Annotated in this window: 13 protein-coding genes; 9 read left to right on the top strand and 4 right to left on the bottom strand. The window is 58.1% G+C overall.

Annotated features, from left to right (window positions below; translation table 11 throughout):
- The first annotated feature begins 5 nt into the window (after nt 1-5).
- Complete coding sequence (locus tag ACQE3D_RS13020; RefSeq protein WP_064030500.1) at nt 6-227, top strand: TraR/DksA C4-type zinc finger protein; 222 nt, start codon at nt 6-8, stop codon at nt 225-227.
- A gap of 13 nt (nt 228-240) precedes the next feature.
- On the opposite strand, the gene ACQE3D_RS13015 is transcribed toward ACQE3D_RS13020, so the two are convergent.
- A complete protein-coding gene (locus tag ACQE3D_RS13015; RefSeq protein WP_313730182.1) occupies nt 241-588 on the bottom strand; it encodes a hypothetical protein in 348 nt (115 codons plus the stop codon).
- 131 nt (nt 589-719) lie between these two features.
- Here ACQE3D_RS13015 and argH point away from each other — a divergent pair, with 131 nt between their 5' ends.
- From argH to ACQE3D_RS12975, 8 genes are all read left to right on the top strand, one after another.
- Complete coding sequence (gene argH, locus ACQE3D_RS13010) at nt 720-2,111, top strand: argininosuccinate lyase (RefSeq protein WP_064030504.1); 1,392 nt, start codon at nt 720-722, stop codon at nt 2,109-2,111.
- A 61-nt stretch (nt 2,112-2,172) separates the two neighbouring features.
- A complete protein-coding gene (locus ACQE3D_RS13005) occupies nt 2,173-2,859 on the top strand; it encodes a type IV pilus assembly protein FimV (protein WP_071156257.1) in 687 nt (228 codons plus the stop codon).
- A complete protein-coding gene (locus tag ACQE3D_RS13000) occupies nt 2,856-4,031 on the top strand; it encodes a hypothetical protein (RefSeq protein WP_064030508.1) in 1,176 nt (391 codons plus the stop codon). Before ACQE3D_RS13005 ends, ACQE3D_RS13000 begins: the two co-directional genes overlap by 4 nt.
- A 15-nt stretch (nt 4,032-4,046) precedes the next feature.
- Nucleotides 4,047-4,583, top strand: a complete 537-nt coding sequence (locus ACQE3D_RS12995) for a GTP-binding protein (RefSeq protein WP_071156259.1) — start codon at nt 4,047-4,049, stop codon at nt 4,581-4,583.
- A gap of 4 nt (nt 4,584-4,587) precedes the next feature.
- The gene (locus ACQE3D_RS12990; RefSeq protein ID WP_281020474.1) at nt 4,588-5,223 is read left to right on the top strand and encodes a hypothetical protein; all 636 of its coding nucleotides are present in this window, start codon (nt 4,588-4,590) and stop codon (nt 5,221-5,223) included.
- A 55-nt stretch (nt 5,224-5,278) separates the two neighbouring features.
- Nucleotides 5,279-5,641 (top strand): roadblock/LC7 domain-containing protein, encoded by a 363-nt coding sequence (locus tag ACQE3D_RS12985; protein WP_064030514.1) that lies wholly within the window; start codon nt 5,279-5,281, stop codon nt 5,639-5,641.
- A 27-nt stretch (nt 5,642-5,668) separates the two neighbouring features.
- Complete coding sequence (locus tag ACQE3D_RS12980; RefSeq protein ID WP_064030516.1) at nt 5,669-6,145, top strand: PAS domain-containing protein; 477 nt, start codon at nt 5,669-5,671, stop codon at nt 6,143-6,145.
- 15 nt (nt 6,146-6,160) lie between these two features.
- On the top strand, nt 6,161-6,907 hold the full coding sequence (locus ACQE3D_RS12975) for a phosphate/phosphite/phosphonate ABC transporter substrate-binding protein (RefSeq protein ID WP_071156265.1): 747 nt from the start codon (nt 6,161-6,163) through the stop codon (nt 6,905-6,907).
- Nucleotides 6,908-6,920: 13 nt separating this feature from the next.
- Here ACQE3D_RS12975 and hypF read toward each other — a convergent pair whose 3' ends face one another.
- The 3 genes from hypF to ACQE3D_RS12960 all read right to left on the bottom strand — a co-directional run bounded on the left by hypF (nt 6,921) and on the right by ACQE3D_RS12960 (nt 12,266).
- Complete coding sequence (gene hypF, locus ACQE3D_RS12970; protein WP_313730183.1) at nt 6,921-9,233, bottom strand: carbamoyltransferase HypF; 2,313 nt, start codon at nt 9,231-9,233, stop codon at nt 6,921-6,923.
- The gene (gene hypE / locus ACQE3D_RS12965) at nt 9,233-10,273 is read right to left on the bottom strand and encodes a hydrogenase expression/formation protein HypE (protein ID WP_168029119.1); all 1,041 of its coding nucleotides are present in this window, start codon (nt 10,271-10,273) and stop codon (nt 9,233-9,235) included. Before hypE ends, hypF begins: the two co-directional genes overlap by 1 nt.
- 253 nt (nt 10,274-10,526) lie before the next feature.
- On the bottom strand, nt 10,527-12,266 hold the full coding sequence (locus ACQE3D_RS12960) for a sulfite reductase subunit alpha (RefSeq protein ID WP_313730184.1): 1,740 nt from the start codon (nt 12,264-12,266) through the stop codon (nt 10,527-10,529).
- Nucleotides 12,267-12,334 lie beyond the last annotated feature (68 nt).

The following is a 12,334-nucleotide window of genomic DNA, read 5'->3' as shown; positions in this document are numbered from 1 at the left end:
CCCGTATGTCCACCGCATGGGCCGGCGGTACCGACGCCATTGTCGAACGCTTGGATCAAATGACTGAATTATTCGTCGAACAAACTCGCCGCTCGATGTATGCCGGGGAGTCGGCGACGCATTGCGACGAATGCGGCGAACCCATCCCCGAGGCGCGCCGGAGCGCGATTGCCTGTCGTTATTGTTTGCCCTGCCAGACCAAATTGGAACGTAGCGGTAAAATCTGAATTGGTGATCATCTCAGGATTTAACCCGTTTCATCCTGATCGATACCAAGCCGCCGCCACGTTCCAATGTGTCTTGGTCGACGATTTTCCAGGCCTCTTCCGAGCCGTCGGTTTTCTTGAATACCAAATACGACTGGCTGCCGGATTCGCGGACGAAAATGTCGGCGAATTCGGTGCGTTCGCCGTTGGAATCCAGGTAGTTTTTGCCAATGACCAAGGTTTGGTCGCCGATGATTTTCGCGACGGCGTCGATAAACTGGTTTTCCGAGCCGCCTTCGGCCCGGTATTCGCCTTCGTAACCGTGGCCGCAACCGACGAGTAGGGTTAAGGCACCGGCCAACATGGCTGATTTGAATGTCATTGTTGATCTCCTGAGTGTCGGTTTTAGCCGATTATGCCCGAAGCAGGGCCGGCTGAATATCGCAAATCCTAATCTTGATTCCGGTCGTCGACGGTATAATCGGCGTTTTTTGCCGCTTGCGATCGTTGCCTATGTCAAATGTAAACTCCGAAAAACTCTCCAGCGCTCGCTTCGCCGAAGCCACCGACGCGTTCGTCGAGGAATTCACCGCTTCGGTCGGTTTCGATCAACGCATGGCCCTGCAGGATATTCAGGGTTCGTTGGCGCATGCGACGATGCTCCATAAGATTGGGATTTTGACCGAACAGGAGCTGGCCGACATCCGTAGCGGGCTGGCGCAAATTCGCGGTGAAATCGAACGCGGCGAGTTCGTGTGGTCGATAAAGCAGGAAGATGTTCACATGAATATCGAAGCGCGCTTGACCGACCTGATCGGTATCGCCGGCAAAAAACTGCACACCGGACGTTCGCGTAACGATCAGGTCGCCACCGACATTCGTTTGTATTTGCGCGACGAAGTCGACGTCATTCTGGGGCAATTGCGGCGCCTGCAAACCGCGTTGTTGGATCTGGCCGAACGCGAGGCCGCGACGATCATGCCCGGTTTCACCCACTTGCAGGTAGCCCAGCCGGTGACCTTCGGCCACCATTTGATGGCCTGGTTCGAGATGCTGAGCCGCGACGCCGAGCGCTTCCAGGATTGCCGCAAGCGCATCAATGTGATGCCGCTGGGAGCGGCGGCGCTGGCCGGTACCAGTTATCCGCTGGATCGTTTCTTGACTGCGGAATTACTGGGTTTTTCCCGGCCGTCCAACAATTCGCTGGATTCGGTTAGCGATCGCGATTTCGCGATCGAGTTTACCGCCGCCGCCAGCCTAGTGATGTTGCATTTGTCCAGGTTTTCCGAAGAGCTGGTACTTTGGGCTAGTGCTCAGTTCGACTTCATCGATATTCCGGACGCCTTTTGCACGGGATCGTCGATCATGCCGCAGAAGAAAAACCCGGACGTACCGGAGTTGGTGCGCGGCAAGTCCGGCCGGGTGGCCGGGCATTTGATGGCCTTGCTGATGTTGATGAAAAGCCAACCCCTGGCCTACAACAAGGACAATCAGGAAGACAAGGAGCCGTTATTCGATACCGTCGATACCGTCGTCAACAGTCTACGGGCTTTTGCCGACATGATGCCGCGCGTCCAGGCCAAGCGCGAAAACATGTATCAGTCCGCCAAACGCGGGTTTGCGACTGCGACCGATTTAGCCGACTACTTGGTCCGTAAGGGCATGGCGTTCCGCGATGCGCACGAGGTGGTCGGTTTGGCGGTTCGCCTGGGTTTGCGGACCGGTCGGGATTTGTCGGAATTAACCCTGACCGAATTGCAAAGTTTCTCGGCAACCATTGCGGAAGATGTGTTCGATATCCTCGGCTTAGAAGGGTCGGTGGCTTTGCGCAAGCATATTGGCGGTACGGCACCGGAGACGGTGCGTCAGGCAATTTGTGACGCGCGCCGGCAAATCCTTAGTTAAATCGCGGTAATTATCTGATTCGCTGCTACCCTTTCGAACGGTCTTGGTTCGGAGGGTGGCAATGCTTCAAAGCGATTTTGGTTTAGAAACCGCTCGGACGGTCATAGCGGCGGAGTCCGAATTCTGGTCCGATGCTCGCTTGGCGGCGTTTGGCATCGATCCGGACGGCGAGCAGGCCTTGAATGTCCTGGTCTTCGCGGTCCGCAAACAACCCGCCGATCTGCTTGGCCATTTGCGGCGTATTTATCGCTGTTACCGTAGCGACTTATCCGAGCAGCTATTTGCCGCATTGCTCGATTTAACGATTATCTTGGGCGGACGCGGTTCCGCGTTACGCGCCCGATTGCTCGCCGCCTGTCGCGGTAAATTGAGTGCCGCCCAAGCGGCGGCTTTACTCAAGCCCGGTACGCGCGTGGCGAATCGTTACACGTTATTTACCGACGGTATGTTGGGAAGCTCGGACTTGGTTCAACAGGTCCGGGGAACCGACACTCAATACGACTATCTGGCACTGGCTAACGATTTCATCGAGTACAGCCAATTGAGCCAAGCCATCGAGGCGTTGGAAACCGGATTGATTCAACAACCCGAACGCGAGGACTTGCAGAACTCGCTGTTGGAGTTATATCGCTCTACCAAAAATGCTGAACGCTTTCGCCGGCAATACCGAGCATTGAGCGACGCCGGCGTGGCTCTTGTGGACGGCTGGCGCCAAGTTGCGGTTTACTTTGACGGAATCAGCTCATGACACTTCACGTGCCCCCGGCCTTGCGGGCCGCGTTATTCGCGATGGACGGCCGGACCGGCAAAACCATGGCCATGTATTTGAAAGGACCTTGCCGCGGAGTAGCGGTCGTCGTCAACGAAGACGAAGCGGATCTGGACCTGATCGATGCCGACCACGCCAAGGCGGCCGATATCATTAAAGCCCGGCGCGCCGCCAATCCTGGTAGACCGTTAGTATTGTTGTCGCTCTATGACCTGCGGGTTGAAAACGCGTTTTTCGTTAAGAAGCCGGTCAATGCTCAACAAATGCTGTCGGTGTTCGCGCAAGTGCGGGATGTTTTGGCGGCTCGAAAGGTCGCCGAAAAACTCCGTCACCCCGCCAGCCGCGGATCGGAAGCCGAGCATGCGTCTGAATCGGTATCGTCCGGACAACCTCGCCCGGAGCGATTGAAATCCAGCAAACACCGGACTGCGGCGCAACTGAGCGATAGCGGGTTCCGCACCTTCCTCGGCACATTGGCCGATATCGATTTCGACGACCCTGCTCAATGGCGCACCGCGTATTTTGATCCGAGACATTATTTCCTGGGCTTTGTGCAATCGGCATTCAAGACCGCCCGCTTGCAGCATAAGGCACTACGGCTGAACTCGATCTGGAAGCCGTTGTTGATTTTTCCCGAGTCCGAGGAAATCTGGTTGGATGCCGATGACAAGCAATTGCGGGCATTCGCCGGGGTGGTGCTGAACCGGGCCTCGGCGGGGAACATGACATTGTCGGTATTCGATTTGACCGACCCGGCGCCCCGCGACGCTGAAAAACATCAGGACATGTCGGCTTTTCTTTGGAAACTGGCGATTTGGACCTCCAAGGGCCGATTTCCGATCGGAATCGATATTTACAAGCCGGTATATCTGGACCGCTGGCCTAACTTTACCCGCTTGGTGATTACCCCGGAAGCTTTGCGGATCGCGGCCTTGTTGATCCAGCAACCGCGCACGCCGTTGGAAATCGCCGAAGTGCTGCGGATCAAGATGCAATACGTCTTTGTGTTCGTCAGTGCCTGTCATACGCTGGGCTTGTTGCGCCAATCCGAACGCCAAGCCGACGCGGTGGTCGCCCAACCGGCCCCAAGACCGGCCAAAAACCAAGGTCTGTTGAGCAAGATTCTTGGGAAGTTGCGCGGCGAGCAATAACGATAAGGAACCACGATGAGTCAATACAAAATCATATTCACCGGCCCAGTCGGCGCCGGCAAGACTACCGCTATACATTCGATCAGCGATCTGCCGCCGGTCAAGACCGATGCCGCCGCTAGCGATATGACTAAGAACCGCAAGGAATCGACGACCGTGGCCATGGATTACGGCGTGATGAATTTACCCGGCGGCGAAAAGATCCACTTGTACGGAACACCGGGCCAAGAGCGCTTCGATTTCATGTGGGAGATTCTGACCGTCGGCGGTATCGGCTTGGTCTTGCTGCTCGACAACACCAGGGCCGATCCGTTTCAAGACATGAAATTCTTTCTGGATGCCTTCGGTAAATTTATCGATACCACCGGCGTGGCCATAGGCGTCACCCAAATGGATTTGAGCAGCACGCCGGCGATAGACGACTACCATCAACAGTTGCAAACCTTGGGTTTGAATCCGCCGGTATTTGCCGTCGACGCTCGCGAGCGGGCCGATGTCTCGCTGTTGGTCCAGTCCTTGTTGTACTCGCTCGATCCTGGTTTGGTGGGCTGAAGTCATGGCCGCTTACGAACTAAAACAAGGTTTGTATTTATATCCGACGCCCGCCGGCGCTTATTACGCGATCGCCAGTCCCGCCGAAGATAAGCCGCGTCGCTTTCTAAATCAGTTGTTGAAGCTGGAACAAACGCCGGAATTGACCGAAGGTCGCTTAATGGCCTTGATGGAAACCGACGAAACCGAAAAAGCCATGCAATTGTTGTCGTATTGCCAAAAACTTGGTTGGGTTCAAGGTCTGGATGCGCCGATAACGGCGCCGCAAGGGGCTTTGGAGGATATTCTGCCGGCGATGTTGGGCTTGATCGCCGAGTCCGGAAAAGTCTTGCTCGCCGACGATCAAGGTTTTTACTTGGCTTGCAGCGGATTCCCGCATGAGGTCGCCGAAGAGTTATCGGCACTGAGCGCGGAATTGGCGACAGTGCATAAGCGCCGGTCCGGTCTACTGGTTAACAACCTGGGAATCGCCAGCCACGCCTTGGCGATCGTCGATCCGTTCGGGAATAGCCAAATTGGCTTTTGGCCGATGTTCGTCGGCAAGCACCGCTTTGTGTTGGCGATCAGCGGCGTGCCGCATTTCAATCACGCCGAGTTCGTTTCGTTGGCGTGGGCATTGATTACTCGCTATCTGAAATGACCGGCGGCAAACCGGCGGTTTTAACTTATCACCTGAAAACAGAGGAAACCACACTATGAGAGCAGACATGTTGACCTCGGTCTTGACCGAGCTGAACGGCACTTCGGCGGACATCGAAGCGTCCGGAGTGATCTCCACCGACGGTTTGATGATGGCCTCGGTATTGCCTGCCAGCATGGACGAGGACCGGGTCGGTGCCATGAGCGCGGCGATGCTGTCGCTGGGCGACCGCACCGCGCAGGAGTTGAGTCGCGGCGGTCTGGAACAAGTGTTGATCAAGGGCGACAAGGGTTACGTATTGATGACTTACGCCGGGCGCGAGGCGGTTTTGACGGTGCTAGCTAAGCCTAACGCCAAGTTGGGTTTGATATTTCTGGATGTTAAGCGGGCGGCCGAGAGCATCGCCGAAATGTTGTAATTCCCTCAAACGCTAGTGGAGCGCATCATGATTGCTGATATGAAGCCCGAGGATATCGTAGGCGACTTCAAGGAGACGACGCTGACCTATTTTGACGGAAGCAGCCGTAAAGTACTGTATACCGAACTGGAAACCCCGTATCCGGACGGCAAACTGATTGTTTCGACGACGACGCCGGACGGCATCATTCGCCACGCCAACCAAGCCTTTATCGACATGTCAGGCTACGCCGTGCAAGAGTTGATCGGGATGCCGCACAGTGTGCTAAGACATCCCGATATGCCCGCCGCCGCGTTTAAGGACTTGTGGGACACCGTCGGGCGCGGCGAAAAATGGCAGGGTTACGTGAAGAATTTGCGCAAGGACGGCGGCTATTATTGGGTTAAGGCGACCGTCATTCCCAACGTCCGCAACGGTCAGGTGGTCGGGTATACCTCGGTCAGGCGTAAGCCCTCGCGCCGCAAGATCGAAGACAGCATCCAACTCTATTCGACGCTAATCTGAGCAGGGGAACGCGTTATGACTTATTTGTTTACCGTTAGTCCCGATTTCGCGCCGGATCGTTTGTCCGGATGGTATATCTTCAATACGTGGCTGCAAAAACACACCGCCGCCGCGATCCATTTGGAAATGTACGACCATTATCAACGCTTGCACCAAGCTATCGCCGGCGATGCGGTGGACTTGATCTATGCCAATCCTTTCGACGCGGCGATGCTGGTCCGGGAGAAAGGCTTTCTACCCCTGGTCAAGCCGGTAGGCTTGTCGGATGAGGCGGTGATCGCGGTCAACGCCGACAGCCCGATTCAGGACGTAGCGGATCTGACGCCGGGTATCCGCGTCGCCCACACCGAAGATCCGGACGTGCGGTTGATGGGCATGATCATGTTGGAACCGGCCGATCTGGACCGCGGCAACATTCAAGCATTGCTATCCGACAATTACGTGTTGGTTGCCAAGCACCTGCTAAAGGGCGAAGCCGATGTCGGCATTTTCTTGGCCGAAGCCTTCGACAACTTATCCGGCATGATCAAAAAGCAACTAAGGGTGTTGGTACGTAGTCAGATCAGCGTCATCAACCACGCACTGCTGGTTGGCCCGCGCCTGGCCGAACGGCGCCAGGAGATTCGCGATCTGTTGGTGAGGATGGCCGAGGAAGACAAGGGCCCCGGCGTACTGGAAAGCCTCGGATTTTCCGGTTGGCAAGCTCTGGAAGATGAAGACATGGAGTTCATGATCGATTTGATGGAGACGTTGAATACTTGAGCCTTCGTTCGGGTCATCGCGCTGCCGCCGCCGCCGCGATGACCGCCTGACCCAGCGCCAGACCACCGTCGTTGGCCGGATAGGCGCGCGGTGCCAACACCTGAAAGCCGGCGGTTCTCAACTTCGCCGATAGACCTTCCAATAGCAAACGATTCTGAAACACGCCGCCGCTCAGTACCACGGTATCCGCCGGGTGGGTTGTTGCCAACGTAGATAAGATTGCCGATGTGGCGTCGATCAATGTGTGATGAATGCGGGCCGCCACGCGGGCTAGATCGGTACCGTCGCGTAAATCGGTTAGTACCGCCAGCCACAACCCGCGCCAACTGAGTACCCGACTCTCGCCGGTTTGGGCCAAAGTCCAAGCATCCGGATAAGCTCGCTCGCCGAAAAATGCCGGGCCGGCCAAGATCTCCAATGCGATTGCCGCTTGGCCCTCGTAATCGGCGAACTCGGCGTGAAGGCCAAGTGCGGCGGCAAACGCGTCGAACCATCGCCCGCACGATGAAGCCGGTGGCGAGTTCAAGCCTTTTGCGATCATCGCGTCCAAAGTTGCCAACGGCTTGCGATTCAGCAATTGCACGATATCCAGACCGCCGTATTCGGCGATCAGGTCGGGCCAAGCGAAATAGTGCGCGAGCTGAGCGTATGCGTTTCGCCACGGTTCCCGAATCGCCTGCGTGCCGCCGGGCAGGGCGATCGCTTCAAAATGCGCGAGACGCCGGCAAGTCCGGTAGCCTCCCCAGAAAAATTCGCCGCCCCATAGACTGCCTTCGTCACCCAGACCCAGGCCGTCGAATATCGCCGCCAGCACCGGCGGCCCGGTCAATGGCGCGGCGTGCTCGGCCAGACAAGCGGCCAGATGGGCGTGGTGATGCTGGACTTCGTTCAGCTCGGCGGGTAGCGCGGCGGCAAGCTCTCGGCCGTGAGCACTGGACAGATAGCCGGGATGGCGGTCGATCGCGATCCGTGTCGGCGTGCAGCCGTGCAGCTGCCGGTATAGATCAATCGTTTGGCGGTAATCACGCTGCGCCGCCGTATTTTCCAGATCGCCGATATGCTGCGAGACGATGGCTTGACCCCGCCGAATCAGGCAAAAACTGTTTTTCAATTCGGCGCCCATTGCCAGAACGCCGTCCGCCTGCTCGAAGCCGACGGGAAGAATCAACGCTTGCGGGCTGTAGCCGCGCGCCCGCCGCAACAAGCGAATTTCGCCGTCCACTAGCCGCGCCACCGAATCATCCAAGCGATTCGCGATATCGCGGTCGTGCATCAGCCACAGGTCGGCGATGTCGGTTAATTCGGCGCGGGCCGCCGCGTTGTCTATGCATTGCGGTTCGTCGCTAACATTACCGGACGTCAGCACGATGGGAGTGTTCAGCGCGGCCATCAACAAATGATGTAGTGGTGTGTACGGCAGCAAGAAGCCCAGTTTATCGTCGCCGGGGGCGAGTTCAGGTGCCAGCCCGGCGCCGGCTGCCGTTAGCAGCATGATGGGCGCGGCCGGGGATTGCAGCGCGGCGTGCTCCAATGGGGAACACTCGGCGTAGCGGCGCAACATCGTCTCACTACCGGCCATCAACGCAAACGGCTTAGCGTAGCGGCGCTTGCGCAGGCGTAATCGGCGCACCGTCTCGGCATTGGCGGCATCGCAAGCCAAATGAAATCCGCCCAAGCCTTTGATCGCGACAATCCGTCCGGCGCGGACCGCGGCGGCGGCCTGATCAATAGGATCTCCGGGGAGGAGGCCTTTGCCGTCTTCCAGCCACAGCTTGGGGCCGCATACCGGACAGCAATTGGCTTGAGCGTGAAAGCGCCGGTCGGCCGGGTCTTGATATTCGCTTAGGCATTCCGGGCACATCGCGAAACCGGCCATGCTGGTATGGCGCCTGTCGTAAGGCACGCGGCGGACGATGGATAAACGCGGACCGCAATGCGTGCAGTTGGTGAAAGGATAGCGATAGCGGCGGTTGCTGGGATCGGCAATGTCTGCCAGACAAGCCGGGCAAGTGGCGGCATCGGCCGCGATGACGGTATCGGCCGCGCGGCCGCCGGCGCTGGCGACGATGCGGAACTCGTCCGGCGCGCTGCCGAGCAGTTCGGCGCTTTCCAGCGCGTCCAATCGGGCCAGCGGCGGCAGGTGCTTGGGAATCGCCTCCGCGAACTCCGCCAACACGCTTGCAGGGCCGTAGGCGTGAATCATCACGCCTTCCTGATCGTTCCAGACCGAACCGGTCAAATGGTATGTTTTGGCCAGATGCCAGATCGTCGGTCGAAAACCGACGCCCTGCACCACGCCGCGCGCCCGGATCGCCAGGCCGGGCATCAGCAAATGCGCGGCAGTTGTTCGCCGGCGGGCCAATCCACGATACGGCGGCCGCCGAAGCCGGTGGTCATTTGCACGAAATGGTGTTGATCGGCGACGACGGTACCGATGATCGAGGCATCCCGACCCAACGGATGGTTCTGCATCGTATTGAGTAAGGTTTCGGCGGCGTCGGCTTCGCAAATACAGACCAGCTTGCCTTCGTTGGCGACGTAAAGCGGATCGAGGCCGAGAATCTCGCAAGCCGCTCTGACTTGGGCCTTAATAGGGATGCGGTTTTCGTCGACGACGATGCCGACGCCGGATTGCTCGGCCAGTTCGTTCAGTGCGGTGGCCAAGCCGCCGCGGGTCGGATCGCGCAAGCAGCGTATCCGGGTCGGCGCCGCGGCCACCATATCCGCTACCAAGCCGTGCAGCGCGGCCGAATCCGAAACGATGCTGGTCCCGAATTGCAGATTCTCGCGGCCGGCCATGATCGCCACGCCGTGGTCGCCGATGCTGCCGCTGACCAACACCGCGCAGCCGGGCTCGGCGCGGTCACCGGCGATATCAACGCCGTCCGGCACGATGCCGACGCCGGTCGTGGTGATGAATACGCCGTCGCCCTTACCGCGCTCGACGACCTTGGTGTCGCCTGTCACCACCGGAGTGCCGGCGGCTTTGGCGGCGGCGGCCATGCTGGCGACGATACGGTCCAGATCGGCCAGCGCCAGGCCTTCCTCCAGAATAAACCCGGCCGCCAAATACAAGGGCCGGGCACCCGACATCGCGACGTCATTCAGCGTGCCATGCACCGCAAGGGCGCCAATGTCGCCGCCTGGGAAGAACAGCGGCGAGATCACGTGGCCGTCGGTGCTGATCGCCAGCCGGCCGGCCGGGACCTGAAAAACAGCCTGGTCGTTGCGGCGCTTCAATAAGTCGTTGTCGAAATGCTTGATAAACAAGGCATCGATCAATTGCGCCATCGCCCGGCCGCCGCCGCCGTGACTAAGATCGATCTGGCCGGATGTCAAGTTCAGAGTGTAAGCGGAATGGGCCACGCTAGCCGTCCTATCAAATTGATGGTATCCGGCACGGATGCGCCGGGATCAGCCGGCGATTTTAGCCGAATACGGGGTCGATCGAGCGGGATTTTGTCGGGCGGAGGAAGGATGTTTCGGCCAAAACCGGCGGAAAATCGCCGCATTGCCAACGGCTAGGTTTAGCCGGACTCGAATGGAATCGGCGTTGCTGGCGGCTCGAGGAACTGGACCGGCGAGTTGTCGGTTTCTAACCGGCAGCTCGCCCATGTTGTCAATAAACGTCGCGTACGTAGCGTTTGTCTTTTTTCAATTGGTTGACGTATTCCACGGCTTCGACCAATGTCATTTTACCGTGTTCGCGGATGACGTCGTGCAAGGCTTGATCGACGTCCTTGGCCATTCGATAGGCGTCGCCGCACACGAAGAAATAACCGCCTTGTTCCAACCAGGCGAACAACTCGGCGCCGTGTTCCTTCATGCGATCCTGGACGTAAATCTTGTCCGCCTGATCGCGGGAAAAGGCCAGATCCAGCTTGGTTAGCAGGCCGTTGGTTTGCATCGCCTCGATTTCGTCGCGGTAAATGAAATCGGTCGCGGCGTTACGGTCGCCGAAAAACAGCCAGTTCTTGCCGACGGCCTTGCGGGCTTGGCGTTCTTGCAAGAAGGCGCGGAACGGGGCAATGCCGGTGCCGGGACCGACCATGATCATCGGCAAATTGTCGTCGCTCGGAACTCGGAAATTGTTGTTCGGCGTGAAAAAAATCCGCACATCGGTGGTTTCATCGACTAAATCGGCCAGATAGGTGGAACAGACGCCCTTGTGATGCCGGCCGTGGGCGTCGTAGCGCACACTGGCGACGGTCAGGTGGACGGCATCGGGATGTTGCTTGCTGCTCGACGAGATCGAGTAGGCTCGATGTTGCAACGGCTTTAGCAGGCGCAGAAATTCCGCGGCGGAAAATTCGACGCCTGGGAACTGCAACAACAAATCCAGCGTGTCGCGACCCCACAGGTAATTGGAGAGTTTGTCCTTGTCGCCGGCTTGCAGCAGCGCGTTGAGTTCCTGATCGCCGGAGCGTTTCGCGATTTCCTCGATCAACTCCTTGCTTGGCGTTTTGATCTCGAAGTGAGTGCGCAATGCTTCCGAAAGCGTCATCAGTTCGCTGTTTACCGGTTCTTCCTCGGCGCCGCTGCAACCCAGGGCCTTGACCAGATCGGCCACCAGTTGCGGGCAGTTGGTCGGTACCACGCACATTGCGTCCCCCGCCTCGTAATTCAGGCCGGAACCGGCGATCGATATTTCGTAGTGGCGGGTTTCCTTGGACGAGTCGCCGGCGGTTAACAAGCGATTGACCAACAGTTTGGCCGGGAATGGATTTTTGCGGTTGTATTGAGATTTGCTTGGCTGAGCCTCGGTATCGACAACCGCGACGGTTTCGGCGCCGTCGGCCATCAACGGAATCACTTCGCTAAGCCATTGTTCGGCGGGCGCTTCGAAATCGACGTCGCAATCGACCCGCTCGAACAAGCGGTTGGCTCCCAAGGCTTGCAGGCGTTCGTCCCAGTCCTTGCCGGCTTGGCAAAACAAATCGTAGCTGGTATCGCCCAGCGCCAACACCGCGTAATTGAGTTTTTCCAGGCGAGGGGCGCTGTCGTCGCTGGCGGCTTCCCACAGCATTTCGGCGTTGTCTGGCATGGCGCCTTCGCCATAGGTGCTGGTGATGATCAATAGGTATTCGATATTTGCTAGTTGACCGATTTCGATTTCGTCCATGCCTTTAACGATGGGAACCAAACCGTGGCTTTTGGCGCGGGCGGCGGCGTCGTGAGCCAGGGATTCGGAATTGCCGGTCTGGCTGCCAAACAGAATATGTAAGTTGCGGGCGTTGGCGGAATTGACGCTGCCGGCGCTGTGAAGCATATGGCTGTGCATGCCGGCGAAAAAACCGCTGAGCCAGGCACGTTGTGAGTCGGAGTAGGGGGCGTTTTCAGGGATAAAAGGTGATTTCATTTCTCTACCAACTTGGGACCGGCTTGCGCCGGTCCGGTCTCTATATAAATCAACGTAGCTTGGATCGA

Origin of the sequence: Methylomonas sp. MS20 (assembly GCF_050275925.1) — a bacterium.
In the GTDB taxonomy this organism is placed as follows: Bacteria; Pseudomonadota; Gammaproteobacteria; order Methylococcales; family Methylomonadaceae; genus Methylomonas; species Methylomonas koyamae_A.
Note: the sequence above shows the minus strand (reverse complement) of the source record. Positions and strands in the feature narration are given on the sequence as shown.